The sequence below is a fragment of the Psychrobacillus sp. FSL K6-2843 genome (assembly GCF_038626375.1).
GTDB lineage: Bacteria > Bacillota > Bacilli > Bacillales_A > Planococcaceae > Psychrobacillus > Psychrobacillus faecigallinarum.
In genome coordinates, this window is record NZ_CP152021.1 from 2,441,834 (window position 1) to 2,468,710 (window position 26,877).

A 26,877-nucleotide genomic window follows, 5' to 3' on the forward strand; every position below is an offset into this window, starting at 1 on the left:
CATAAAACAATTCCTCAAGGAGAACATACCCTTAATTGATAATTAAAATTGAGGTGTGTAGGTTGGGTAAGAAAGATGAAATTAATACAGTAAGCAAGATGTGTATTATAAGCATATCTTCCATTCCTTTAGTTATGACGTTAGGGAACTCTATGCTGATTCCAGTTTTGCCGATCTTAGAAAAAAAGGTGGATATCAGTTCTTTTCAATCGAGTATGATTATAACTAGTTACTCCATTGCTGCTATTATTCTCATTCCAGTGGCTGGTTATTTATCGGATCGATTAGGAAGAAAGAAAATTATTTTGCCCTGCTTACTTCTTGCTTTATTGGGTGGACTAATTGCTGGTTTTGCCTCTTGGAAAATGGAGAATCCTTACACAACTATTATTATTGGTAGAATTCTACAAGGGATGGGTGCGGCAGGAGCAATGCCGATTGTATTACCACTAGTCGGAGACCTTTTTAAAGATGATTCAGAAAAAACTAGCTCCACCTTAGGTATTATTGAAACATCTAATACGCTTGGGAAAGTGTTGAGTCCTATTATAGGCTCGGCGATTGCAGCAATACTATGGTTTTTTCCATTCTTTTCAATCTCAATTTTTAGTGCCATTGCTTTCGTTTTAATATTTTTCTTTGTCAAAGTTCCTAAAGGGGACAATGAAGAGCCAGACAAAATAAAAGAATTTTTAAGTAAAGTAAAGGAAACCTTTAAAGCAGAGGGTAAGTGGCTGACCTCGGTATTTTTAAATGGTATCTTTGCGATGTTCGTATTATTCGGAGTATTGTTTTACTTATCAGAAATACTAGAAAAAATTCATGATATTAAAGGTGTTAAGAAAGGTTTTGTGTTAGCAATCCCCCTATTGTTTTTATGTATATCTTCTTTCCTTACTGGCCGAAAAATTGAAGGAAAGCTCAAAATGATTAAACGAATTATGATCATATCTCTTATTATTAGTTCAGCTAGTGTCGTTTTTATTGGTTTTGTCAAGGAACAACTCATTCTGTTGTTAATAGTTACAAGTATACTTGGTATAGCTATTGGAGCCATACTCCCTGTCTTAGACACAATAATCACAGAAAATATAAAAAAAGAAGAGCGAGGCACCATTTCTTCTTTTTATAGTTCAGCTCGTTTTATAGGGGTTGCAGCAGGACCACCTATACTTTCACTTGTCATGAAAAACTATTTAAATCCATTTTATATCGGCTGTGGTATTCTTGGCATACTACTTATGTTTCTTGTCTTTAAGCTAGTTAAAATAGATGAAATCGAGAAGACAGAGAATGAAATTGCCTAGAAGATTATACGTCAATACTATAAAAACGACAAAGACCGATAATTTGCATTCGCATTATCGGTCTTTTTATTATTTTTTATATTACGGAGTCACTTATTTACTTTTAATAATATAACCATTCATGACAATTATTAGCTAATTGCTGTAACTCCCCTAAAGTTATACTAGCTTGGTATCCATCGCAAATTTTAACATAGCAAAAAAAATTAACACCTACTCCCTCTATCTTTAAGCAGAGACAATCTAGGTGCTCATTTTTTGTCAAAACTATATACTAAGTTCTTCAAACTCTATTTAGCATTCACGCTGAACAGTATCAATAAAATACCCGCAAATAAGCAAATTATTCGAGTCATTGATATTTTATCCGCTAGGCCCATTAAACCTATACCAGTTGTGACGATTAAAATACATGGTCCGACTAGAGCTAGCATGGAATTAATATAGAAAGCTTTTTCCAAGTTATTAAATTTCAGCATAAACATTGCCGCAGTGATTTCTACACTTCCTGAAAGAAGTCTTAATAAAATAATAAAGAGTAAAGCTTTTTCTATAACTTCGATCATCCTTCCAATTATCAATCATTTAATAGAGTATATGTTAGCTCCTTCTAAATTATTTTATAACCTCTCCTAGATTCAATTTATTCAAAAACCACCTTTTATTGTATGACCTATAAAAGGTGGTTAATTATTATTGTTTTTACTTATTTAATTTTAAGTGCAATTCATCTAGCTGTGCTTCTGCTACTGGGCTTGGTGCTTGAGTCAGTAAGCAGCTTGCGCTAGCTGTTTTAGGGAAGGCAATCGTATCACGAAGATTTGTTCTTCCAGATAGCAGCATAACCAAACGGTCCAACCCGAAGGCTACTCCACCATGTGGAGGTGTACCGTATTCGAATGCTTCCATTAAGAACCCAAACTGAGCTTTTGCCTCTTCGTCAGAAAATCCAAGAATCTCAAACATTTTTTCTTGAACTTCTCTTGAATATATACGCAGGGATCCTCCACCAAGTTCATAGCCATTTAGTACAAGGTCATATGCTTGTGCTTTTACTTGACTTGGATCTGTTTCCATTAAAGGTAGGTCCTCATCAGCCGGACGTGTGAATGGGTGGTGTGCAGCGTAATAACGTCCTTCTTTTTCGTCATATTCGAATAATGGCCAGTTTACTACCCATAGGAAAGCATAACGACTTTCATCGATAAGATTCAAATCTTTACCTAATTTCAAACGTAACGCTCCAAGGGCATCAGCTACTACAGACTTTTTGTCTGCTACGAATAACAATAAATCTCCCGCATTAGCATCTAAAGTTTTAATAAGAGTGCTAGCCGCTTCTCCTTCAAAGAATTTAGCAATAGGACCTTTTACGCCCTCCTCGTCAACTTTTAACCAAGCAAGACCTTTAGCACCATAGCGAGAAGCATATTCTCCTAACGCATCAATATCTTTTCGTGAATAGTTATCGGCTGCTCCCTTGACGTTAATAGCTTTAACTTGGCCTCCTGCTTCTACTGCTGAAGTAAATACTTTAAAGGCACTATCTTTTACTTGATCTGAAAGATCTGTTAACTCTAAACCAAATCGAACATCTGGTTTATCTGATCCAAATCTAGCCATTGCTTCGTCATAGTCCATTCTAGCGAATGGTATACTAACCTCTACACCTTTAACATCTTTCATTATCTTTTGCATCATGCGCTCATTCATTTCTAAAATTTCATCCATTGATAGGAAGCTCATTTCCATATCAATTTGAGTGAATTCTGGCTGACGGTCAGCACGTAAATCTTCATTACGGAAGCAACGAGCAATTTGATAATATTTTTCAAATCCACCCACCATAAGCAATTGTTTGAATAGCTGAGGGGATTGAGGCAGCGCATAAAATTCTCCATCATGCACTCGACTTGGCACTAAATAATCTCGCGCTCCCTCTGGCGTAGATTTTGTTAAAATTGGTGTTTCTACTTCTAAGAAGCCTTCATCATCTAAAAATCTTCTAACAGTTTTCGTAATATCTGAACGCATTTTAAATGTGTCATACATAACAGGTCTTCTTAAATCTAAGTAACGGTATTTTAAACGAATATCTTCCCCTGCATCTGTTTGATTTTCGATAGAAAAAGGAGGATTTTTTGCTTCGTTAATAATTGAAATCTCTAATGCTTGAACCTCGATAGCACCAGAAGGAATATTAGGATTAATTTGATTTTCTGCTCGCGCTACAACATTCCCTTTTACCTCAATGATAAATTCGTTTCTTAAAGTATTTGCTACCTGGATTGCTGATTCTGAAATCTCTGGGTTAAATACTACTTGCACAATGCCAGAACGATCTCTCATATCAACAAATATTAATCCACCTAAGTCTCTTCTTTTCTGAACCCATCCGATTAATTGAACGGATTCTCCTATATGTTGTTCGTTTAGTTGTCCACTTGTATGCGTTCTACTCATTGTTATTTTGCCTCCGTTAACTTTTTTACTTCATCTATTAAGGATGTAAAAGGTACAAGCTGTTGAGTTCCTGTAGATAGATCCTTTAACATGACACTTTGTTTTTCTAGTTCATCCTCACCAATTACAATAACTGCCTTCGCTTTTAAGCGGTCAGCTGATTTCATTTGAGCCTTTACTTTGCGTTCCAAATAGTCCATATCAGCAGAGATTTTATGCTTACGAAGCTCAAATGTAAGCTCTGTTACCTTTTTCTTTGCTTCCTCACCCATTGCTACTAAGTAAACGTCCAATGATGTAGTATCTGGAAACTCAATTTTTTCTGCTTCCATTGCAAGTAATAGTCGTTCAATACTCATTGCGTAGCCAATTCCTGGAGAATCTGGACCACCAAGCTCTGCTACTAGTCCGTTATATCTTCCCCCACCAGCAAGTGTAGTAATGGCACCAAATCCTTCTGCAGTGCTCATAATTTCAAATGCAGTGTGATTGTAATAGTCTAGCCCACGTACTAAATTAGGATCTACCTCGAAATCAATATTCAACATTGTTAAATATTCTTTTACTTTTGCGAAATAAGCTGCAGATTCTTCATTTAAATAATCTGTTAATGAAGGAGCCGTTTCCATCAATGGATTGTTTCGGTCTATCTTACAGTCTAAAATTCGAAGTGGATTTTTTTGTAATCGATTTTGGCAATCTGAGCAAAACTCTTCAATATGTGGCTCAAAGTGATTAACTAAAGCCTCGCGGTGAGCGATACGACTTTCAGTATCACCTAATGAGTTAATCACTAGTTTTAAGCTTTTTAAGCCTGCTCTTTTATAGATGGACATTGCTAGTGAGATTACTTCTGCATCAATCGCTGGATCTGAGCTACCTATTGCCTCCATACCAAACTGAACAAACTGACGATATCTACCTGCTTGCTGACGCTCATATCTGAACATTGGCCCCATATAATATAACTTTACTGGTTGGTCCGGATAGCCAAACATCTTGTGTTCAACGAACGACCGAACTACAGATGCTGTACCTTCTGGTCTTAATGTTAGGGAACGATTTCCTCTATCTTGGAATGTATACATCTCTTTTTGAACAATATCCGTTGTATCTCCTACACCTCTTGTAAAAAGCTCTGTATGTTCAAAAACAGGTGTCCTGATTTCTTTGTAGTGGTACATACGACATTGCTCTCTTATTAATTCCTCTACTACCTGCCATTTTGCTGTATCTGATGGCAAAATGTCCTGTGTTCCTCTTGGTAATTTAATATCCATTTCCATAGACTCCTCTCAAATCCATATAAAAAAAAGCTCTCATCCCTTGCATATAGCAAGGGACGAGAGCTTTTATAAGCTTCCGCGGTTCCACCCTAGTTGGTTAATACATCTATTAACCCTCTCAACGCTGGATAACGGCCAGATCCGTTTTTGCCTACTAAAGAAAACTCTTTCGACAAAAATCCTCTCGAATGTTGTTCACTGTAGGCGTATGTAGGAAAGATTTCAGCCACGTCTTTCCCTCTCTTGTCATCCCGTTCAAACAGTTACTTTTTCGGTCATCGGTTTGTTATATTTTTTAATTATACTTTATCATAATGACGTAAATGAAATAAGTCAACCTTTTTAAAGAAAAGGTAGTAATTTTTTATTTGACTATTTACAATATAGTTAGAGGTGATCCAATGAATAACAAATTAGTCCACAAATTGGCAATATTTCTGCTTTTAGTTGTACTAATAATCCCTAATGTAAAGATGGAGGTCCAAGCTCAAGAACAGCAAGCTGTGGTCAATGTGGATTCTTTAAAAGTCAGATCTGGTCCAGGCCTCACTTACGATGCAATTGGATCGGTACAAAAGAACGAAAAGTTGACAATAATCTCTAAAGAAAACGATTGGTTAAAAGTAAAATACAAAAATACATCTGGATGGGTTGCAAGTTGGTATACAACTGAGGAAACATCAGATTTAGCTAACAAGCAAATTGTTTCCAAGGTAAACCGATTAAATGTCCGCACAGCACCTTCAGTATCCTCAGCTGTCATTGGACAACTAAACGAAGGAGACAAATATTTAACATCTCGTTCGGAGAAAGAATGGATTGAAATTGACTTCAACGGGCAAAAAGGATGGGTAAATAATACATACGTTACAATAGTTGATCAAACACCAGTGGAAACTTCTACACCATCCAGCACAACTGAGAAAAGAACCTTTGTTATTTCAGTTGATGTATTAAATGTCCGAGCCAATCCAGATTTGTCTTCTAAAAAGATTGGACAAGTGAACAAAGGCGATGAATTTAAGGTGCTTGCAACAGATCATCAATGGATTCAAGTAGAGCTTAAAAATGGAAAAAAAGGATGGCTCTATAGTTTTTACGGGAATTTCTCTAATGCTGTAAAATCTAATTCCTCTATTCCAGCATCGGATACGATAACTGTTCTATATAGTGGAACTAATATCCGTTCGGATAAAAGCACTAATAGCGAGGTTTTAAAAAGAGCTTCTGCCGGCGAATCATTTGCTGTTTTAGAAACTATTGATGATTGGTATAAGGTGGATTTAGGAAACGGTAAAATCGGCTACCTTGCAAGCTGGGTAGTTTCAAATACAGGGGACTCCACTTCACAAAGTACGGTTAAAGAAGGGGAAAAGAAGGAAAATTCTAAGCGAAAAAAAGGAACTCTAGATGGAGTTACTATCGTTATCGATCCTGGGCACGGAGGCAACGACCGTGGGACAACAGGTGCTCTTGGAACAGATGAAAAAGATATTACCCTTAAAACTGCAGAGTTACTTTCTTCCAAGCTTCAAGCAGCAGGCGCTAATGTTAGGATGACCCGACAATCAGATGAATATGTAGATTTACGAAAAAGAGTTTCAATAGGTCATCAAGTTGGAGCCGACGCATTTATAAGCCTACACTATGACGCTATCGATAATAGCTCTGTTCGAGGTTTTACAACCTATTACATGAATAGCTATCAGAAAGAGCTAGCAAAGCATGTCCATGATGGTCTTGGAGATATGATTTCTCTGAAGGATAGAGGGACTCAACCAGGCAATTATCTAGTATTGAGAGAAAATAAACAGCCTGCTATTTTAATAGAGTTAGGGTATTTGAGCAATCCAACAGAGGAACAGAATGTCACTACCCAGAGATTTAGAGAACAGGCAACACACGGAATATACAACGGGATTATTGACTATTTTGATAGTCAATTGAAATAAAAATTGTTAAGAAACAGCAAAATAACTATAAATGCTATTTTAGAGAGGGAAGTAGTGACTCATGTCATGACTTCCCTCCTTTTTCATATATGGCTTTTGAAGCGTACAGCTGATTTCCGCTTAAAGCGGACGCTTTCCGCAGGGGGAACGCCATCACCGCCGCTTGCGCATCGTGTGTGATGTCTTATCTATCTCCCTCCTCCTGTTGGACAAGCAAAAACCTTACTAATCCTATAAACGAGGATTGTAGTAAGATAATGCGATACCAAAATAAAAACAGTGCCACTTAAAAATAGTAGCACTGCTTTTAAATTATGCTTCTAGCATGATTGTCACAGGACCATCATTTGTAAATGCCACGTCCATCATTGCACCGAATGTGCCGGTTTCTACTACAAAACCTTTTGAACGTAGCTTTTCATTAAATAGCTCCCAAAGGGGCTTTGCAATTTCTGGCCGAGCGGCTTCTATAAAGCTTGGTCTACGGCCACGCTTAGTATCAGCATATAGGGTAAATTGTGAGACAGAAAGAATAGAACCATTTACTTCCTTAATCGAAAGATTCATTTTGCCTTCTTCATCTTCAAAGAGACGAATGCCTTCAATTTTGTTCGCTAAATATTCTATTTCTTTTTCAGTATCTGTAGTCGTGATTCCTACTAACAACAAATAACCGTTGTCTATCTTACCAGTCACTTCACCGTCAACAGTAACACTTGCATCTTTACATCGCTGCAACAAAACCTTCATATACCATAACTCCTTTAATAATACGCTGTTGTTAGCTTTAATTAATAATACGCTGAACAGAGTACACATCTGGCAGCTGCTTAATACGATCTACCACTTTATGAAGATGAGCAATATTAGAAATAAGAATAGACAGATGAATGGAGGCAATATCATTATCCGATTTGCCACTTACTGCAACAATATTCGTTTTAGATTCGTTTACTACTTGAAGAACTTCATTAAGAAGACCTGTCCGATCAAATGCAGACACTTCTATATGAACTTGGTAATCCTTCTTGGTAGGTGAATCAGTTTGCTCCCATTCAACCTCTATAATGCGTGAATGAGCATTGTCATTTTGGACATTCGGACAATCTGCTCGGTGAACAGATACACCTCTCCCTTTGGTTATAAATCCAACAATAGCGTCCCCAGGAACGGGGCTGCAGCAACGAGAAAGTCGTATTAGAAGGTTGTCTATCCCCTTGACGACTACTCCTGATTCTGTCGTTTTCTTGGTAGGTGGAGTGTTCATTTCTGTATTAATTTTTTCTAACGCTTCCTCTTGGTCGCGTATTTTTCTCATTTTTTCTGCTAATCGGTTAACGACTTGCTGGGCGGTAATTCCATTAAAGCCCACAGCGGCATATAAGTCCTCTTCCCCAGCAAATGCATATTTTTCACAAACTCGTTTGATATTTTCGAGAGTCAAGACCTCTTTTATTTCAAATTCCTGTGCCTTGATTTCTTTTTCAATTGACTCTTTACCTTTGATAATGTTTTCTTCTCTAAGCTGTTTTTTAAAGAATTGCTTAATCTTGTTTTTTGCTTGAGAGGATTGAGCAATTTTAATCCAGTCTCTGCTCGGACCAAAGGACTGCTTAGAGGTCAGAACCTCTATAATATCTCCTGTTTTTAGCTTTGTATCTAAAGGAACCATTTTTCCGTTTACCTTAGCACCAATTGTTTTATTGCCAACTTCCGAATGTACTCGGTAAGCAAAATCAATAGGAACAGAACTAGCAGGTAATTCGATGACGTCCCCCTTAGGGGTAAAAACGTAGACCATATCTGAGAACAAATCAAATTTCAGAGATTCCATAAACTCTTCTGCGTTGGATGACTCTTGTTGAAACTCAAGTATCTCCCTAAACCATGTAAGTTTTGAATCTATTGTTTGCTTACCAGTCTCCACCTTTTTGCCCTCTTTGTAGGCCCAGTGTGCAGCAACCCCATACTCAGCAATATTATGCATTTCCTCTGTACGGATCTGAACCTCTAATGGCTCTCCATTAGGGCCAATTACTGTAGTGTGTAAGGATTGGTATAGGTTCTGCTTTGGCATCGCAATATAATCTTTAAACCTACCTGGCATTGGCTTCCAAAGCGTATGAATCACACCTAAAACCGCATAGCAGTCTTTAATGCTATTGACGATGATTCGCATTGCTAGTAAATCATAGATTTCATTGAATTGTTTGTTTTGGACTACCATTTTTCGATAGATGCTGTATATATGCTTTGGTCTTCCGGATATATCTGCATCTACCTCCATCTCGTCCAACTGTTTACAAATATCATTCATTACATCTTTTAAGTATGATTCACGCTCCGTGCGTTTTTTCTTCATGAAATTGACAATTCTATAATACTGCTGCGGATTCAAGTATCGTAAAGCTGTATCCTCTAATTCCCATTTCACTGCGGATATCCCTAAACGATGAGCAAGTGGTGCAAAAATCTCTAGCGTCTCATTTGAAATTCTACGTTGTTTTTCTTCGGGTAAATGCTTTAAAGTACGCATATTATGTAAACGGTCAGCAAGTTTAATCAGGATGATCCGAATATCTTGCGCCATTGCTATGAACATCTTGCGATGATTTTCTGCCTGTTGTTCTTCTTTAGACATATATTTAATTTTACCTAGCTTGGTCACTCCTTCAACCAAAAGAGCAACTTCTTCGTTAAACTCTCGAACAATATCATCTCTTGTATACTCGGTATCCTCTACTACATCATGCAAAAAGCCAGCAGCAACAGTCTCCGGATCCATTTGAAGATCAGCAAGAATACCTGCTACTTGTATGGGATGAAGAATATACGGTTCGCCAGAATTACGAAATTGTTCTCGATGGGCATGTTCTGCTAACTCGTATGCTTTTTTAACGAAGTCAACATGTTCCTTATTCATATAAGTAGAAAGTGTTTCAAAAACATCTTCTGCTGTCTTCACCTGATCTTTTGCCATGCTAACTCACCTGTTTTCGTTATTTTTCAAAAATAGTATATAGGCTATATTTTATAAAAAAAAAGAGGGACTTGTAAAGTCCACCCTTAAACTGTATAGTCGATTACTTTCTTATTATACACAAATTATGTCTATATAGAAAATGAATAATATTAGTATTGCATTAACGTACGAATATTGTAGTCTTTTAATTTGTCGCGTCCTTCTAAATAAGACAATTCTATTAAGAATGCACAACCAACCACTACACCGCCAAGTTCTTCTACTAACTTAATGGTTGCTTCAATCGTTCCACCTGTTGCAAGTAAATCATCTACAATAAGTACACGCTGACCAGGTTTAATTGCATCCTTATGCATAGTTAAAACATCTTTCCCATATTCTAATCCGTATTCAGCACGAATTACTTCCCGAGGGAGCTTGCCTTCCTTACGAACTGGTGCAAAACCTATGCCTAAAGCATAAGCAACAGGGCATCCAATGATGAATCCACGTGCTTCTGGTCCAACAATAATATCTGCATCCACTTCTTTTGCATATTCAACAATTTGGTCAGTCGCATATTTGTATGCTTCTCCATTGTCCATAATTGTTGTAATATCCTTGAATCGAATACCTGGTTTAGGCCAGTCTTCTACAATTGTTACATATTTCTTTAAATCCATTTTTGCTCCTCCTCAGGAACGGTTTGTGCTGCTCTTCGCTCTTCAAACCATTGTTTCAGCTCTTTATATGGTGCATACAAAAGCTTTTGCTCTAAACTTATCTGCTTTGTACGCTGTTGATAGGCTGGCGCTTCAGATAAATCTCTTTTAGGGAGATTTTCATTCAAGACCAATGTGCCACCCTCTATTCTAACAAAATTTAACTCAAAAAACACCTTTGACATAAAATTTATTGTGTTTGGACTCCATCCAGTATGTTTGGATAGTTCGTGAATATGCTGTTTTAAAGCAAAATTTTTCCTTTTAGCAATGAAAGAAAAATACCATTTGAATTGTTCTCGGGTTGGTAATCCTTCAAAATAAGTAGACTCGTTTGCAAAAAAGTGAGCATAAATTCGTTGCCAATCATGGTGTTCTAACAAGTTTATTAAATATTGCTCCTCTAATGGTAGATCTAGTAAACAAATACAATCGGAAACAATGCCTTCTTCTATTACGTTATTGTGAAACCATATTTTGCCAGAAATAATAGATTCAAAATGAGCTAAAGATTCCTTGTTAAAGCAGACAAAGGTAGTATTTCCCTCTGGTATAGTAGGCAGCCATCTATTCACCTGGCGAATGCCTCTTATATCAAACAACTGCCACTGATTCGTTTTTGCATCTTGAATCATAAGCTGTGGTTTTTTTCGCCCATTCCACTCGTTGATTTGCAAGTCTCCAATAAAGGATAATTTGGTTGCCGGTGCAATCTCATCAGCAAGATCACCTTTTCCAAATCCGATAGCGTCTAACAAAACAGCACCCTGCATTAGCTCCATCTTCACATGGTTTTGGGCAGAGCCAATTTTCCTTACTGAGTTCACTTCTATATTTTCTAAACAATATACAGGTTTAGCAAAACCCATACCAAAAGGAGAAAGCATTTGAATGGATTGAATGGATTCCGTGGATATTTCATGCATTTCCAGTGGCACATCAATTGATACAACAGGTATTAACTGTTCCTCAGTCAGGCACGTCGTCGCTTGTTCATTAAGTCTGTTTCTAAATTCTTCTACATGTTCGAGAGGGAAGGTCATACCTGCTGCCATCGGATGACCACCAAAATGAGTTACTATATCGCTATTCTTAGCTAGCTCATTGTACATATGAAATCCTTCGATGCTACGTGCAGAACCTTTAGCAATTTGTTTTTCTACGTCAAACCCAAGAACTATTGAAGGACGATAATATTTTTCCACTAATTTTGATGCAACAATTCCTAATACGCCAGGATTCCATCCCTCTTTACCAACTACAATAACACTTGGACCTTTTAAGTCTAAGTGTTGTTGTTCGATTAATTCAATCGCTTCATCCGTGATTTGCTTTACAATAGCTTGTCGTTCTTTATTTTTATCGTTCAACATATTAGCTAGAGCAAGTGCTTTATTTGGTTCTTCTGTTAAAAACAACTCAACTCCCGGGGAAGCTTCTCCAAGACGCCCTACAGCATTGATACGCGGTCCAAAAGCGAAACCGATAGTTTCCTCATTTATAGCGCTTGTTTCAACTCCACTTACATTTGCCAAAGCCTCAATTGCAATAGAATCATTTTTCTTCATCTGCTTAATACCCTGTTGGACAAAATAACGATTCTCACCCTTTAACGATACGAGATCGGCAATTGTCCCAATGGCTACTAGGTAAAATAATTCTTTCGGTATTTCACCTAGTAAAGCATGAGCAACTTTAAATGCCACCCCTACACCAGCCAAATGCGAGAAAGGATATTTTGTATCTTGTAAACCAGGGTGAATAATTACATCTGCCTTGGGAAGCACCTCACCAGGTTCATGGTGATCCGTTACTATTACATCCATTCCTAAGTTTTTAGCAAACTGAATTTGCTGTATGCCGGATATTCCATTGTCTACTGTAATAATAAGTTTGACCCCTTCATCAAAGGCCTGTTGGAATAAGCGCTCGCTTGGTCCATAACCATCTATAAATCTGTTAGGAATTTTAAAGATAACATCTGCACCCATAGCTTCCAATGTTTTCATCATGACAGTTGTGCTTGTTATTCCATCTGCATCATAGTCACCGTAAATCATAATTCTTTCTCCAGCATCTATCGCTTGATGGACTCTTTCTACCAGTTTTTCCATCCCTTCAAAGAGAAAAGGATCATGAACGTTATCTTCAGTAATATATATAAAGCTTTTAGCTTCCTCTACGCTATTAAACCCTCTAGATACTAGTACTTTAGCACAGACTCTTGGAATCGTGAGTTCTTGTTCAAAGGTTGTAACCAAATCATCATTAGGTCTAGAGATTCTCCATCTTTTTTGAGATTGTATCATTTTATTTCACTTCCTTAAGTTTTATTATAACGTAAAAACCTTGAGGGATTAATATTTTTACTTTAACAAAAGTGTCTGAGTAACTAACATTTCAAAGTCAGTCCTTCTTTTTCCAATAGCCTAGAATTCTACATAAATCATTTGCTTTCCATATTAAAAAGAAAAAAAGAGCAGAGAATGAATACTCTGCTCTTTTTACTGTTATACCACAGGCTCGTCTGAACCCCATTTTTTCTCTTCTTTTTCTACTTTTATACCACCTGTTTTACGAAGCTCTTTAGCTTTTAGATCAAACCATAATTGAGTTGCGATAAACAGTGATGAATACGTCCCTGCAACTAAACCGATCAATAATGCAATAGAGAAGTTTCTAATACCTTCTGCACCAAACAATAATAGTGCCACTACTACAAGAACAACGGTTAACACAGTATTTACTGAACGTCCTAATGTTTGACGAAGTGATTTATTTACAATTGTCGCAAGCTCTTCCTCAGTAGTAATTGCTTTACTACGGTGAAGATTTTCTCGAATTCGGTCAAACGTTACAATTGTATCGTTAATCGAGTAACCTACAATAGTTAAAACAGCTGCAATAAATGTAATGTCGACTTCTAAACGAAGAATGCTAAATATCGCGATCATTAAGAATGCATCATGTAATAAGGAAACAATGGCAGCAACACCCATGCGCCACTCAAATCGGAACGCCACATAAATTACAATTCCAATAGCAGCGAATAGCAAAGCTTTCATTGCATTTGCGGCAAGTTCCTTACCAACCGTAGATGACACAGTACTTACTTGTGGTTCTGCACCAAATTGTTCGTTTATATCTGCTTTTAAAGTCTTAATTTCTTCTTGAGAAAATTCGTCTTTATATCGAACTACAGCTCCATCAGCATTTTCTCCTGAAATTACAATATCCTCAGTAGATAACCCGATAGAATCCAATTTCTCCGATACTATTTCCTGCGTTAATGGAGTATTTGACTCAATTTGAACGCGTGTACCAGATGAAAAGTCAATTCCAAGATTCAATTTGAATACACTTAAAATAACAATCCCTGCTACCGTTAACACAATAGAAGCGATATAGAAAATTTTACGATTATGAACAAAATCTATACGATCAAACTTTGTTGTTAAATCTAATGTATCTACTTCTTCTTCAGGAGCATGAATACGTTTTTTCGGAATCCCAAACCAACCTGGTTTATTGTCAAAGTACCCACTATGCACTAAAAGACCTAATAAAATACGTGAAGCCCAAACAGCTGTAATGAATACAACCAATATACTAATGATTAAAAGCGTTGCAAAACCTTTTACTGAGCTTGTACCAAAATAGAATAATACGACTGCAGCTAAAAGTGTCGTGATATTAGCATCAAAGATAGCAGTAAATGATTCCTTTGCTCCGCTTTCAAAAGATTTCTTCACCGACTTACCTACACGCAACTCTTCCCTTATACGTTCATAGGTAAGAATGTTGGCATCAACCGCCATACCTACCCCGAGAACAATTGCGGCGATACCTGGCAGCGTAAGTACCCCATTAATCCAATCAAAAACTACTAAGATTAAGAAAATATAAACAACCAATGAAATTACCGCAATAAGACCTGGAAGGCGATAATAGAAAATCATAAACAAGAATATAGCTGAAACACCAATGATACTTGCTAGAATTGTGCTATCCAATGCCTGTTCACCGAATTGAGCTCCAACAGAAGTTGAATAAATTTCGGTAAGCTTAACTGGTAGTGCTCCTGCATTTAGAATTCCCGCAAGGTTTTTAGTTTCATCCACTGAAAATGCTCCAGAGATTTCTACGCTTTCTGAACTGATTCGTTGTGTAACACGAGGGTTGGAAATGAATTTTTGTTCTTCCTTCAACACCTCAGCAGCGTAGGAGTCAACTCCTTCTTCAAAATCTAACCAAATAACTAGCACATTGTCAGGTGCTGGTTTAGCAGCTATCTGTTCAGTAACTTCTGCAAATTTATTTGCATCCTTTAATTCTAATGTAACAATCGGTTGTCCTTGTTGATTAAAGGCAGATTTTGCTCCGCCTTCTTTTAAGTCCATACCATCTAGCATGATATTATCTTCTGAGTCTCGGAAAGACAGATTAGCCTGAGTAGAAAGTAATTCCCGCGCTGATTCCTGATTTTCTACTCCAGCGAGCTGAACCCTAATTCTATTTCCGTCTTCAATTTGAATACTAGGCTCACTTACTCCTAGAACATCAATTCTGCTTGTAAGAGCAGATGCAGTATCAGCTACTACTTCCTCTGTGATTTTTTGTCCTTTGTTGAGTTCATCTACTTGATAAAGAACTTCGAATCCACCTTGTAAGTCTAGACCTAATTTAATATTGTTTAATACTCCACTAACTGTCGGGCTTATAGTCCCGGCAAAAATCACTAGAAGCAGTAGAAACGCAACTATGCGTCCTCTTGTTTTCATATGTACTTCCTCCTAAAAATAACCACAGACTTCCTTCGTCAGAAAGACTATTGCTAAAAACAATTACGTAATATTCTATCTGTTTTAATTCCAAAAAATGCAACATGTTTATTATGAAACACGATACCCCTTACTGTCAAATGACTCTTTGCTTATTTTTCCTCTGTTTGAGGATTCAATAAGATTTGTAATTCTTCTTGATTGATTTCCGAGAACCAATTAGATGTTCGAGAATTTTCAATTTGTTCGTAGGTCATATACTCGGCAGGTGTTATGGAAAGAACGTCATTAACAATCTTATGAAGAGACAAGGAAAGAACATCTAGCTTTCTCCATTTCTTTTCTACACAATACTTCCAAATATCTGCTTCTGTTACAGTTTCGTACTGATAAACTTTAAACTCACTCTTTTTGCTCTCTAGAGCAGGTAGTACGTGTGTATAGATATGATTGTATGAGTTTTCCAAAATACTGCACCTCTTTATAGAATAATGTGGTAAGTAGCTTGCATATTATTATTGTAAACGAAGTTCCTGTATTTGAGAAGGAAGTGTTTAATTGTCAACTTATTTAAGAGGGTCTATTGTATTAATGTTTGCCATTTTTTTGTCCAAGTTTCTAGGTTTTATTTATCGTATGCAATTTGTTCGATTAACGGGAGAAGAGGCTGTTGGAATTTACAGCACGGCTTATCCAGCATTCATATTCTTTCTTTCGCTGATCCAACTGGGCATACCTATAGCTATTACTAAAATAGTAGCAGAGTTACGAACAAGGAACGCTATTTCAGAGTACTTTACCGTTATGAGAACATCCGTAATTGTCACAGTAGTCTCTATGATAGCTTTTACTCCCCTCTTTATCTTTGTTACTCCTCTAATTTCTAGTAACTTGCTAAAGAACGATGCTATTACAATGACTCTCTATGTTTCAATTGCAATTGTCCCGATTGCTGCAGCAGGTGGAATTCTTAGGGGATTCTTGCAAGGTATTGCAAGACTTGAAGAAACAGCAATAGCCCAACTTATTGAACAGATTGTGCGTATTTTACTGATTACCTTTGCATTACCATTGTTTTTAACTTCCTCAACTCCACAGGAAGCTGCTGCTTACGCCATGTTCTTAGCCTTATTAGCAGAGGCCGCTTCTTTACTTTATCTGAAGTGGAGATATAACAAATGGAAGAAAAGCCAGACGTATAAGAAATCTAAAAAAGCATATCCCTTATCACCATTATTTGCAATTGCACTGCCTTCTTCGGGCAGTAAGCTTTTTGGATCGTTCACTTGGTTTTTAGAGCCTATCATTTTTATTAAAGCTTTAGCCATTACTGGAATTAGTGCCGTAGCCGCTACAACTCTTTATGGTGTCATCTCCGGTGTTTTAGTTCCTTTGTTGCTCTTCCCATCATTCATACCTTTTGCCTTGTCTATCGTCCTTATACCAGCTGTTAGCGACGCCTATGCAAGGAAAAATTATAGCTTATTAAAAGAGAGAATACATCTTTCATTAAAGTTCTCTACTTTAACTGGTTGTTATGCAGCTACGTTATTCTATCTACATGGAGGCGAACTTGTCTATGAATTGTTTCATGTAGAAAACGCAACAGTTTATATGAAAATACTTGCACCGATATTTTTCTTTTACTATATTCAAAGCCCACTCTTCTCCATCCTACAGGCGTTGAATAGTTCTAACAGTGCTTTTTTAAACTCTCTGTATGGTGGAGTAGGGAAATTATTATTATTGTTTTTCCTTGCCTCTCAGGTATCCATTCAAGAAAAGGGAGCAATTGTCGCGATAGGATTTGGTGTTCTCATCACTTCGTTTTTACATATCGCTTCACTTAAAGAAAAGAAAGAAGCCCAAATCGGATTCTCTTTCTTTGCATTGCCATATGTAGTTTTTATCGCCACTATTATTACCCGTCCAATGGTAATATCCATAGGGAGTCAGCCATTAATAGTAGATTGTTTGATAACTTTGGTTTACTTAACTATTGGTCTATTGCTATTTGGACAAATTAAACGAAAAGAAGTTAGTGTCATCTTTAAAATTGCAAAAACAACTAAAAATAAATTTTAATATAAATAAATTATGAAGTGACTAAGAAGAATCTGGGACAAAACCCACCTTAGAAATTTAATAGTCCTGGAAATTTACCGATTAGTAAATTTTCTGGACTTTTTTTCTGCTCATAGTCAATGTTCTCCGATACAGCGGACGCTTTCCTGGGTGGGGACACGGGACGAGCCCGTAGTCTCTCCCACGCGCTTGTCCCCTAGGAGTCGCCGCCTTCGCTCCGAAAAACTAGAATTTTCTAGGATATCAAGTGAAAACTGTACATAATTTCAGGCACTACAAAACAAAATTCACTCAGAATGAAGTATCCTCTTGTTTAAATATTATAACAAGAATCTACTCACAACATTTTTACGTAGCATGAATCTACTTATGTCCCAGCCTCTTCTATCTTTTTAAAATGATGTCCTTAATTGAATATATAGTTCATCGTCCTCATAGCTACAATAAAACACCTTGGTGGGATCCAAAATCATTTTCTTTTCAAGCTCTTCTAGTAACCATTCCTTACTTTTACCAATTCGTGTAAGGTGTTCTAGTTGTATATCGCCATCAGTAATCAAAGGGAAAATAAATTGTTCCTCATCCTTCTTAAAAACAGATAAGTTTCCAGAGGGCTCTAAGAACGCATAGGAAACCGAACGGATAGAGCCTATTTGTTGCTCCCGAAGCTGTTGAAGCAAATCGTCCATATTATATCTTTGTTTCCTCATCTCTTTTTCAACAATAATTCCATCCTTCATAATAATAGAGGGATGGCCTTCCATCATATCTCTAAATTTTTTACTTTTTAAGGAAGTATAAGAAGCAATTAACTGAATGATCAATAACGTCAACATTGGTAGTAAAGCATGCATAAATTCACTTCTTGGATCATCTATTGCTATTGCTCCAACTTCAGCTATCAATAAAAAGACGACTAAGTCAAAAATACTCAACTCACCGACTTCTCTTTTTCCCATCATTCTTAATATAGCTAGTATGATCCAATATAATGCTATCGTACGGAAAATAATAATGAGAATCTCGTTCACAAAATTCACCTCACTATTAGATTGCCCATAAAAAAAGAACTTACTCCTAAGAGTAAGCTCTTTATTTTTTTTAGATTGTTGAATCCGTTACAACTCGTCCAACTGCAACGCGTTCAAATTGTAAACGCGTACCATCTGCTACTACTACAAAAATAGTTTGGTCATCCACTGCATCTACTTTTCCGTGTAATCCACCAACAGTGATAATATGATCTCCACGCTTTAGATTGCTTTGCATTTCAGCTGTAGTTTTCTGTCTCTTTTGCGCTGGTCGAATGATAAAGAACCACATTACGACGAACATAGCAATAATTGGTAATAAACCTACTAAATCCACTAATATTTCCCCTCCTTTTCCTCTTTATACAGTATACAAGAATCAGAAGTTTTTTGCATTTGGTTTGTTGTACCCATACTCTTCAAAAAACTCTTCTTTAAAATCAAGCAGTCTATCTTCTCTAATTGCCTGGCGAACATTCTCCATTAATTTCATTAAAAAATGTAGATTATGATAAGAAGCTAAACGCAATCCAAAGGTTTCATCTGCTTTAAATAAATGACGAATGTATGCTCGAGAATAGTTTTTACAAGTATAGCAATCGCACTTCTCATCTATTGGGCCAAAATCTCGAGCAAATTTTGCTCCCTTAATTACTAGACGTCCTTTATGTGTAAAGAAAGTACCATTACGAGCAATTCGGGTTGGTAATACACAGTCAAACATATCCACTCCACGAATAGAGCCGTCAATAAGTGAGTCTGGTGAACCGACTCCCATTAAGTATCGAGGCTTGTCCTCAGGCATTAAAGGAGTAGTAAAATCAAGAACACGGTTCATGACATCCTTTGGTTCACCTACAGACAATCCACCAATCGCATATCCCGGGAAGTCTAATGACACTAAGTCTTTAGCAGATTGTTTACGAAGCTCCTCATATTCTCCACCTTGAATAATACCAAATAAGCCCTGTTTTTCGGTATTCGTATGTGCAGTTAAGCAACGCTCTGCCCAACGAGATGTACGCTCTACTGAAGCTTTCATGTATTCAAAGGTAGCTGGATAAGGCGGACACTCATCAAAAGCCATCATAATGTCCGAACCTAGTGCATTTTGAATCTCCATTGACTTTTCTGGGCTTAAAAATAGCTTGTCCCCATTTAAGTGATTACGGAAATGTACCCCTTCTTCTTCTATTTTGCGCATATCGCTTAAACTAAATACTTGGAAGCCCCCTGAATCTGTTAAAATTGCACGGTCCCAATTCATAAATTTGTGCAAACCACCAGCTTCACGAATAATATCGTGGCCAGGACGAAGCCATAGATGATAAGTATTGCTTAAGATGATACCCGCATCCATTTCTTTGATATCTTCGGGCGCCATTGTTTTAACAGTAGCTTGTGTACCAACCGGCATAAATGTCGGTGTTTCAAACGATCCATGTGGAGTGTGTACAATACCAAGACGAGCACCTGTTTGTTTATCTTTTTTTATTAACTCATACGTAATTGCTGCCATTTAATAATTCCTTCCTTTTATGAACATCGCATCTCCAAAGCTAAAGAAACGATAACGTTGCTCGATAGCTTCTTGGTATGCAGATAGTATAAATTCTTTTGATGTTAAAGCACTCACTAGCATTACAAGGGTAGACTTTGGTAAATGGAAGTTAGTGATCATTCCATCAATACATTTAAATTCATAGCCTGGATAAATGAATATAGATGTCCAACCACTATCCTCTTGAAGAATACCATTAAATCTAGTAGCAACAGTTTCAAGTGTTCTAGTGGAAGTTGTACCCACCGCAACGATCTTTCCACCAGCTGCCTTCACTCCATTGATTAAATCTGCTGTTTCCTTTGTGATACGGTAAAATTCCGCATGCATTTCATGATCATCAATGGAATCCACACTTACTGGTCGGAATGTGCCCAAACCAACATGAAGTGTCACAAAAGCAATGTTAACACCTTTTTCTTTTATTGCTTCCAATAATTCCGTTGTAAAATGAAGTCCAGCTGTTGGTGCTGCTGCTGAACCCTGTTCCTTTGCGTAAACTGTTTGATAACGATCCTTATCATCTAGCTTTTCATGGATATAAGGTGGTAGTGGCATTTCTCCAAGCTTGTCCAATACCTCAAAAAATACTCCATCATATTCAAAACGGAAAATTCTTCCTCCGTGATCCTTTAAACCTGTACATACAGCTGTCAACAAGCCTTCTCCAAATACAATTTTTGTACCAATTTTTACTCGTTTTGCTGGTTTGACAAGTGTTTCCCACTCATCACCCTCCATTTGAGTCAATAATAGTACTTCAATATTTGCTCCTGTGTCCTCTTTGACGCCCATTAAACGAGCCGGCATAACCTTCGTATCATTTAAAACTAGGCAATCACCCTCATTCAATTCATCAATAATCATGGCAAAGCTTTTGTGTTCAAGCTTATTATTTGGATAGTCCGTTATTAAAAGTTTACTACTCGTGCGATCAGCTAATGGTGTTTGTGCAATTAACTCTTCTGGTAATTCAAAATCAAAATCTTCTACTCTCATTAATAAGTACTTCCTTTTTTAGTTGTTTGTATCAGTTGGCAATGGTATTCCTAAGTGTTCATATGCTAGTGGAGTCACAATTCTTCCACGTGGAGATCGTTGAATAAAACCAATTTGCATTAAATATGGCTCATATACATCCTCTATTGTAGTAGATTCTTCTCCTATGCTAGCTGCAATCGTATCTAATCCAACTGGACCACCTCTAAAACGCTCAATCATTGCGTTCATGAGTTTATGATCTATATGATCCAAACCTAGTGGATCCACTTGTAATAACTCTAATGCATCTTTCGCAATACTTAAAGTAATTTTACCATTTCCTCTAACTTGCGCATAATCCCTCACCCGTTTTAGCAAACGATTGGCAATACGAGGAGTCCCTCTTGAGCGACGAGCAATTTCTCCCGCAGATTCATGATCGATTGTAGCGTTAAATAGCTCTGCACTTCTTACAACAATCGCCGTTAGCGCCTCTTCATCGTAGTAATCTAAACGAAGCAGTACTCCAAACCTGTCACGGAGCGGAGCAGATAATGCACCTGCTCTTGTCGTTGCTCCCACTAATGTAAAAGGTGGTAGATCTAAGCGTACACTTCTGGCAGCCGGCCCTTTCCCTACAACGATGTCTAAGCAAAAATCTTCCATAGCAGGATAAAGTACTTCTTCAATAGAACGATTTAATCGATGAATCTCATCGATGAATAGTACATCGCCCGGCTCAAGCGAACTAACTATCGCAGCTAAATCACCCGGTCGCTCAATAGCTGGACCGCTTGTCATCCGCATTTGTACATCCATTTCGTTTGCGATAACTGCGGCAAGTGTAGTTTTACCAAGTCCAGGAGGTCCATATAGAAGACAATGATCCAGACTCTCATTTCTCATTTTTGCCGCTTCGATAAAAATACTCAGGTTATGCTTTATTTTATCCTGTCCAATATATTGTGATAATAACTGTGGACGAAGTGATTGCTCAAATGGCTCATCATATGGAGAAACATCACTGGAAATCACACGTTCTGTCATTCAAAGCCCCTCCTTTCTTATTTACCTGAAAATAATAGCTGCAATCCTTTTTTCATAAATTCGTCCGTTGTATGTAAATCATTATTTGACTTAAGTAATGGGCGTATTTTTGAAAGCTCCCGTTCAGAGTATCCTAGTGCTGTTAGAGCTAGAATAGCTTCTTCCAATTCATGATCCGATTCATTTTCAACAAATAGGCCAGGTTCGTCATTATCGAATTCCATTAACTCAATATCGATTAAGTCATTTAGCTTTCCTTTTAAGTCTAATATCATTTGTCTTGCTGTTTTTTTACCTACTCCAGGGAATTTTACTAAGAATGATTCATCTTCCCTTTCTATTGCTTGAATTACATGAGTAGGCTCCCCACTTGCAAGTATAGCCAGTGCTCCCTTAGGACCTATACCAGAAACAAGTATTAACTTTCGGAACAGCTCTCTCTGTGCAAGTGTAGGAAAACCCATTAATTGCTGAGCATCTTCTCTTATATGAAGATAAGTAAAAACTTGTATTATCTCTTCACTTTTTCTAAATGCATATGGGTTTGGCGTAAACAATTGATAGCCAATGCCCTGTTGCTCTAAAACAACATATTCAGGAGTCACTCTAGTGACCTGCCCTTTTATGTAATCATACATACTTTGCTTCCCACCATTTCCATACAATCATTATAGCATAACAAACAAAGAGGGCCGCCCATAGCTTGAGCGACCATCCTCCATTAAACTATTATAGCTGACTTAAATTATAGCATAAACTAGGCCAATTTGTTAAAGCTTTGTTCGTATACGGAATAAGCTGGTTAATAAACTTTTGTTTCCTCTCGCCGGGCAAGGCAAACGCATACAACCATTCTCTATACAATTCATTTGGGTACATGATTGCTTCTTTATATTTTGCAACAGTTTTCTCTAACTCAGGAAACTCGTTTAGGAACAATTCAATATCATACTCCATTTCAGGCAAAACCCGATGAATCCAAAGGATGTACTCCGTCTCCCTAGGTCCTAACACCGCCAAGTCAAAATCAATTATTTTATAAGTAAAGTCATTGGCTAAAAAGTTATGATGTACGACATCCCCATGCAATAGTGTCGGATTCTTCATACTAAATGGTCGAATGTTTTGAAGTGCCATATCCCCATATTGCACTAGCAATTTTGTCTTATTAAAACCAATATAGGATTCTATAAAAGGAGCTATTTCATCTACTTTTAGAAATCTAGTTTGCCACTTGGAAATTAAATTAAAAGGATAAAGCAAATTACTCTTTTCCCATTCAATCTTTTTTCTAGTGCTATGCATTCTCTTAAGTAAAGAATAAGTCTCAGATCTATCTTTTTTGTCTTTATAACTCACTGTACGATTATTTTTAAACCATGGCTGAATTATATAATCCTGCTGTGTTGAAGGAATTATAGGTAATACAAAAGGTTTTTCTAAACGGTATAGCTCATCATGGATATAACGAATTTTTGCAGCTTGCTCTCCCGAAGTGTATTTTTTTACAGAAAAAATACCATCTTCGTTTTTCCACTTCCATACATTTTTCTTTATCTGCTTTATATAAGTATCCACATTTAAAAGTGCTGATGCGGATATGGTGGACACGGATATACATGTTGATAATATGGTTGTGGAGGACAAGGATAACCACCGTGATACGGATTATGACTATACATTTGTGGCTGAGCATAGTTCATATGTGAATCGCCACATGATGCACATGGGGTTTGCTCATAATGCGGTTGAATATATGCCTGTTGAGCGTTCTGCTGTTGATATTGCTGAAAATAATCATTTTGCATATAATCGTTAGCCATTTCTAAAGCAGAAGAAGGTTCCTCCACCATCATTTCTGTCATCTGCGTCGCTAGAGTCTCTACAGCCGGCATACGAGGATGACTAGGCATAACACTGTATTCTACCTGCTCTTCTACGTCTATATTGGAAGATTCGATAAGCATCCAACTATTTGGTGAAGGCATATCATATTCTGGCGATGGCATCATTTGCATTGGAGCAAAATGGGTTGGTTGAATAGCCATTGGGTGATTTTGCTGCATATAATGCATCGGGTGAACGTGTGCACATGGATCCGGCGGGCATGGCATAGGTGGACAAGGCATAGGCGGGCAAGGAACAGGGTACATAATAGGATGCTGCTGCATTGGTGGACATGGAACAGGTATTAGCTTAGGCTGAACTGGTTGAATCGGAATTGGTTGTACGGGCTTAGGCTGTGGTTTTACCTCCGGTTTTGCTTGAGGTACTGGCTTTGGCTTTGGCGCTGGTTGTGGCACAGGAACTGGTTTTGGTACTGGTACTGGTTTTGGCTGCGGTGCTGGTTTAGATTCAGGTACTATTATCGGAATTGGTACAGGTACGGGGACAGGTATCGACTTTTGAATAATTTTTTCTTTTGGAGCAGGTACACTTGGCTGAATTGGTGGCATTGGTTGTGCAGGTTGGGCTTTTGGTATAGGTACAGCTTTTGGTGTAGGTGCAGCTTGTGGAATTGGTTGCGCTTTTGGTATTGGCTGAGCCTTTTGAATTTGTTTAAGGTTGCCATCGTATGGCTGAGCTGTTCCATCACCCATCATCCCCTTCTTGTTTGGGCGATTCTCCCCATAAGGATGTACCATACTTTCTGTCTTCCTCGCTTCTGGTATGAAGATTTTCATTCCTGGTACAATATATTCGGGATTAGCTAAATGAGCATTTATCTTTTTTAAATCATCAAAAGAAACTCCATACTCTCTTGATATTTTCCAAAGGGTATCACCCTTTTTAACAATATGAATTTGCACAGTCTTCCTCCTTCCTTCACCTTAAAATATGTGTAACAACAAAAATTGGTCACAGATTTTAAAACATTGATAGTTCCCTTCATGATAAACTTATGAATAGCAACTATACTGTTATGCAAGGTTGGAGGAATTTACTTATGAAAAAATTAAAAGGGGCAGAGCGTAGAACTTGGATCTGTTCTTATCTCAAGGAACAAGACCAACCTATTAAAGGGTCTGAGCTTGCTAAATTAGCAAATGTGAGTAGACAGGTAATAGTAAACGATATTACCCTGCTGAAGGCCACCAATCATCCTATTATGTCTACTAACCAAGGGTACATTTTATTACCTAACCGCGAAGACTTTGGTTCTGTCCAAAAAAGTGTAGTATGTATCCATAAATCAAAGGAGACTGAGGAGGAGTTATTAACATTAGTAGATGCTGGCGTTACAGTAGAAAATGTAACTGTAGAACACACGGTATACGGCGAAATTACCTCATCTATTATGGTTTCCAATCGACATGATGTGGAAATATTTTTAAAAAAAGTACGAGAAACAGAAGCTTCCTTTTTACTAGAGCTAACTTCAGGGGTTCACATTCATCGGTTATCTGCCCCAAGTGAGGAGATATTAGTAAGAGGAATAGAGGCTATTCGAAAAAAAGGGTATATAATGGATGAGCAAAATTAAAGGGTAGTTGAAGCCTCTTAAAGTGCCCACTAGATTTTTGATTTAAAATGCTTAAGAACATAGTAAAGTTTCTAAATTAGTTTGGTTTAGGAGCTTTTTATTTTTGAATAAAATGAAACCTCAAAATTTGAAAATCAATACAAACTTGTTTTATACGTATACTTTTCAAAAGTTTTTCGTTGGTTACTTTGCTTGGTTTACCATCTTCTATTTGCAAAGAGCAATATCCAACATTTTTCTTTGTATTTAACAAGAATGCCATGAACAGAGAGTTCATGGCATTCTTAATATATAAAATTTCTGGTCTATTAAATAAAGGGTAATTTATTCAGAGGGTACTTCCGCTTTTGTTTCGTATGTATAATAGGAGCCAAGTGATTTAACCTCACAACCTAAAGCCTTCAACTCTTCAATTGCCCCTATCATCATTGGAGCTTTCTCATCTTCGAGCACGTCTATGATGAAAAAATATTGTCCGAGTCCGGTTTTTAAAGGTCGAGATTCGATTTTACTCAAGTTAAGCTGACGCCATGCAAATACAGAAAGGACTTGATGAAGAGCTCCTGATCGATCATCTTTTGGTAGTGTGATCATTACAGTAGTTTTAACCTGTCCATTATGTCCTTTGGTTTCTATACATTTTTTCTTTTTCGAAAGCACGAAGAACCGAGTATGGTTAAAATGAAAATCATGAATATTATGTTCAACGATTTTTAAATCATATTCAGCTGCTGCGGATGTATTTGCGATTGCAGCAATACATTCATCTGCTCGTTCCGACACATACTTTGCTGCTGCTGCAGTTGAGGAAGATTGCTCTAATGGCACCTTACCAAATCGATAGTACAAATATTTGTGGCACTGAGCCAATGCATGTGGATGGGAGTAAATAGTTGATATTTTTTCCGATTTTTCCATATTATTTGGATGAACCATCAAATGCTGAGCAATCGGTGACAAAATTTCTGCAATTACGTTTACTTCAGCTTCATGAAATAAATAATCTATCGTTAAAGGCACCGTGCCCTCTAAAGCATTTTCAAGTGGAACAACTGCTACCTCAACCTGTCCGTTACTAACCATTTCAATACACTCTGGAATTGTTCGTATTGGTAGTAAACAATCCGTTGGAAATAACGCCTGTGTTGCTAAGTGAGTAAAAGAAGCCTCCGGTCCAAGGTAGGCAATCTGTAAATTTGTCAAAACCATACACTC

22 protein-coding genes and 1 other annotated feature are annotated in these 26,877 nt (G+C 37.3%); of the genes, 4 read left to right on the forward strand and 18 right to left on the reverse strand.

What is annotated here, in order from left to right:
- The first annotated feature begins 98 nt into the window (after positions 1-98).
- The gene (locus MKY94_RS12395) at positions 99-1,307 is read left to right on the forward strand and encodes an MFS transporter (protein WP_191696929.1); all 1,209 of its coding nucleotides are present in this window, start codon (positions 99-101) and stop codon (positions 1,305-1,307) included.
- A gap of 290 nt (positions 1,308-1,597) precedes the next feature.
- On the opposite strand, the gene MKY94_RS12400 is transcribed toward MKY94_RS12395, so the two are convergent.
- The 3 genes from MKY94_RS12400 to hisS all read right to left on the reverse strand — a co-directional run bounded on the left by MKY94_RS12400 (position 1,598) and on the right by hisS (position 5,050).
- Entirely contained in the window at positions 1,598-1,873 is a 276-nt protein-coding gene (locus MKY94_RS12400; RefSeq protein WP_191696841.1) for a YqhV family protein, read from the reverse strand.
- Positions 1,874-2,009: 136 nt separating this feature from the next.
- On the reverse strand, positions 2,010-3,770 hold the full coding sequence (gene aspS / locus MKY94_RS12405; protein WP_342577123.1) for an aspartate--tRNA ligase: 1,761 nt from the start codon (positions 3,768-3,770) through the stop codon (positions 2,010-2,012).
- 2 nt (positions 3,771-3,772) lie between these two features.
- Positions 3,773-5,050 (reverse strand): histidine--tRNA ligase, encoded by a 1,278-nt coding sequence (gene hisS / locus MKY94_RS12410; protein ID WP_144535764.1) that lies wholly within the window; start codon positions 5,048-5,050, stop codon positions 3,773-3,775.
- Positions 5,051-5,105: 55 nt separating this feature from the next.
- Positions 5,106-5,344, reverse strand: a binding site (T-box leader).
- A 113-nt stretch (positions 5,345-5,457) separates the two neighbouring features.
- Here hisS and MKY94_RS12415 point away from each other — a divergent pair.
- Positions 5,458-7,008 (forward strand): SH3 domain-containing protein, encoded by a 1,551-nt coding sequence (locus MKY94_RS12415; protein WP_191696839.1) that lies wholly within the window; start codon positions 5,458-5,460, stop codon positions 7,006-7,008.
- Positions 7,009-7,320: 312 nt separating this feature from the next.
- On the opposite strand, the gene dtd is transcribed toward MKY94_RS12415, so the two are convergent.
- The 6 genes from dtd to MKY94_RS12445 form a co-directional block, all read right to left on the reverse strand.
- Positions 7,321-7,758 carry a D-aminoacyl-tRNA deacylase gene (gene dtd / locus MKY94_RS12420; protein ID WP_144535760.1) on the reverse strand — a complete coding sequence of 146 codons (438 nt, stop codon included), beginning with the start codon at positions 7,756-7,758 and terminating at the stop codon, positions 7,321-7,323.
- Positions 7,759-7,795: 37 nt separating this feature from the next.
- Positions 7,796-9,988 (reverse strand): bifunctional (p)ppGpp synthetase/guanosine-3',5'-bis(diphosphate) 3'-pyrophosphohydrolase, encoded by a 2,193-nt coding sequence (locus MKY94_RS12425; protein ID WP_144535758.1) that lies wholly within the window; start codon positions 9,986-9,988, stop codon positions 7,796-7,798.
- A gap of 152 nt (positions 9,989-10,140) precedes the next feature.
- A complete protein-coding gene (locus MKY94_RS12430; protein WP_144535756.1) occupies positions 10,141-10,653 on the reverse strand; it encodes an adenine phosphoribosyltransferase in 513 nt (170 codons plus the stop codon).
- Complete coding sequence (gene recJ, locus MKY94_RS12435; protein ID WP_342577125.1) at positions 10,644-13,001, reverse strand: single-stranded-DNA-specific exonuclease RecJ; 2,358 nt, start codon at positions 12,999-13,001, stop codon at positions 10,644-10,646. The genes MKY94_RS12430 and recJ overlap by 10 nt, the downstream gene beginning before the upstream one ends.
- Before the next feature lie 201 nt (positions 13,002-13,202).
- Positions 13,203-15,473, reverse strand: coding sequence for a protein translocase subunit SecDF (secDF, locus tag MKY94_RS12440; RefSeq protein WP_191696837.1), 2,271 nt, complete (start codon positions 15,471-15,473; stop codon positions 13,203-13,205).
- Between the two features lie 152 nt (positions 15,474-15,625).
- A complete protein-coding gene (locus MKY94_RS12445) occupies positions 15,626-15,940 on the reverse strand; it encodes a post-transcriptional regulator (RefSeq protein ID WP_144535750.1) in 315 nt (104 codons plus the stop codon).
- Positions 15,941-16,031: 91 nt separating this feature from the next.
- Between MKY94_RS12445 and MKY94_RS12450 the strand changes: the two genes are divergently transcribed.
- On the forward strand, positions 16,032-17,558 hold the full coding sequence (locus MKY94_RS12450; protein WP_144535748.1) for an oligosaccharide flippase family protein: 1,527 nt from the start codon (positions 16,032-16,034) through the stop codon (positions 17,556-17,558).
- A gap of 392 nt (positions 17,559-17,950) precedes the next feature.
- On the opposite strand, the gene MKY94_RS12455 is transcribed toward MKY94_RS12450, so the two are convergent.
- The 8 genes from MKY94_RS12455 to MKY94_RS12490 form a co-directional block, all read right to left on the reverse strand.
- A complete protein-coding gene (locus MKY94_RS12455) occupies positions 17,951-18,589 on the reverse strand; it encodes a DUF421 domain-containing protein (RefSeq protein ID WP_191696836.1) in 639 nt (212 codons plus the stop codon).
- Between the two features lie 70 nt (positions 18,590-18,659).
- Positions 18,660-18,932: a preprotein translocase subunit YajC gene (gene yajC, locus MKY94_RS12460; RefSeq protein ID WP_255475386.1), complete on the reverse strand. Its 273-nt coding sequence runs from the start codon at positions 18,930-18,932 to the stop codon at positions 18,660-18,662.
- Between the two features lie 36 nt (positions 18,933-18,968).
- Complete coding sequence (gene tgt, locus MKY94_RS12465; RefSeq protein ID WP_151109354.1) at positions 18,969-20,108, reverse strand: tRNA guanosine(34) transglycosylase Tgt; 1,140 nt, start codon at positions 20,106-20,108, stop codon at positions 18,969-18,971.
- Complete coding sequence (gene queA / locus MKY94_RS12470) at positions 20,109-21,149, reverse strand: tRNA preQ1(34) S-adenosylmethionine ribosyltransferase-isomerase QueA (RefSeq protein ID WP_151109352.1); 1,041 nt, start codon at positions 21,147-21,149, stop codon at positions 20,109-20,111.
- Positions 21,150-21,167: 18 nt separating this feature from the next.
- Positions 21,168-22,178, reverse strand: a complete 1,011-nt coding sequence (gene ruvB, locus MKY94_RS12475; RefSeq protein WP_151109350.1) for a Holliday junction branch migration DNA helicase RuvB — start codon at positions 22,176-22,178, stop codon at positions 21,168-21,170.
- Between the two features lie 17 nt (positions 22,179-22,195).
- Positions 22,196-22,816 carry a Holliday junction branch migration protein RuvA gene (gene ruvA, locus MKY94_RS12480; RefSeq protein ID WP_151109348.1) on the reverse strand — a complete coding sequence of 207 codons (621 nt, stop codon included), beginning with the start codon at positions 22,814-22,816 and terminating at the stop codon, positions 22,196-22,198.
- Between the two features lie 91 nt (positions 22,817-22,907).
- Positions 22,908-23,756 carry a hypothetical protein gene (locus MKY94_RS12485; RefSeq protein ID WP_144535738.1) on the reverse strand — a complete coding sequence of 283 codons (849 nt, stop codon included), beginning with the start codon at positions 23,754-23,756 and terminating at the stop codon, positions 22,908-22,910.
- 2 nt (positions 23,757-23,758) lie between these two features.
- A complete protein-coding gene (locus MKY94_RS12490) occupies positions 23,759-24,988 on the reverse strand; it encodes a LysM domain-containing protein (RefSeq protein WP_151109346.1) in 1,230 nt (409 codons plus the stop codon).
- 137 nt (positions 24,989-25,125) lie between these two features.
- Between MKY94_RS12490 and MKY94_RS12495 the strand changes: the two genes are divergently transcribed.
- Positions 25,126-25,662, forward strand: a complete 537-nt coding sequence (locus tag MKY94_RS12495; protein WP_191696835.1) for a transcription repressor NadR — start codon at positions 25,126-25,128, stop codon at positions 25,660-25,662.
- Positions 25,663-25,986: 324 nt separating this feature from the next.
- On the opposite strand, the gene pheA is transcribed toward MKY94_RS12495, so the two are convergent.
- Positions 25,987-26,865: a prephenate dehydratase gene (pheA, locus tag MKY94_RS12500; protein WP_342577128.1), complete on the reverse strand. Its 879-nt coding sequence runs from the start codon at positions 26,863-26,865 to the stop codon at positions 25,987-25,989.
- Positions 26,866-26,877 lie beyond the last annotated feature (12 nt).

Bases quoted from the DNA above. Each gene is read 5' to 3' on its own strand.
- MKY94_RS12395 (WP_191696929.1), top strand. From the start codon at position 99: ATGTGTATTATAAGCATATCTTCCATTCCTTTAGTTATGACGTTAGGG.
- aspS (WP_342577123.1), bottom strand. From the start codon at position 3,770: ATGAGTAGAACGCATACAAGTGGACAACTAAACGAACAACATATAGGA.
- MKY94_RS12415 (WP_191696839.1), top strand. From the start codon at position 5,458: ATGAATAACAAATTAGTCCACAAATTGGCAATATTTCTGCTTTTAGTT.
- secDF (WP_191696837.1), bottom strand. From the start codon at position 15,473: ATGAAAACAAGAGGACGCATAGTTGCGTTTCTACTGCTTCTAGTGATT.
- MKY94_RS12425 (WP_144535758.1), bottom strand. From the start codon at position 9,988: ATGGCAAAAGATCAGGTGAAGACAGCAGAAGATGTTTTTGAAACACTT.
- MKY94_RS12430 (WP_144535756.1), bottom strand. From the start codon at position 10,653: ATGGATTTAAAGAAATATGTAACAATTGTAGAAGACTGGCCTAAACCA.
- MKY94_RS12400 (WP_191696841.1), bottom strand. From the start codon at position 1,873: ATGATCGAAGTTATAGAAAAAGCTTTACTCTTTATTATTTTATTAAGA.
- hisS (WP_144535764.1), bottom strand. From the start codon at position 5,050: ATGGATATTAAATTACCAAGAGGAACACAGGACATTTTGCCATCAGAT.
- tgt (WP_151109354.1), bottom strand. From the start codon at position 20,108: ATGGCAGCAATTACGTATGAGTTAATAAAAAAAGATAAACAAACAGGT.
- queA (WP_151109352.1), bottom strand. From the start codon at position 21,149: ATGAGAGTAGAAGATTTTGATTTTGAATTACCAGAAGAGTTAATTGCA.
- ruvA (WP_151109348.1), bottom strand. From the start codon at position 22,816: ATGTATGATTACATAAAAGGGCAGGTCACTAGAGTGACTCCTGAATAT.
- ruvB (WP_151109350.1), bottom strand. From the start codon at position 22,178: ATGACAGAACGTGTGATTTCCAGTGATGTTTCTCCATATGATGAGCCA.
- dtd (WP_144535760.1), bottom strand. From the start codon at position 7,758: ATGAAGGTTTTGTTGCAGCGATGTAAAGATGCAAGTGTTACTGTTGAC.
- MKY94_RS12495 (WP_191696835.1), top strand. From the start codon at position 25,126: ATGAAAAAATTAAAAGGGGCAGAGCGTAGAACTTGGATCTGTTCTTAT.
- recJ (WP_342577125.1), bottom strand. From the start codon at position 13,001: ATGATACAATCTCAAAAAAGATGGAGAATCTCTAGACCTAATGATGAT.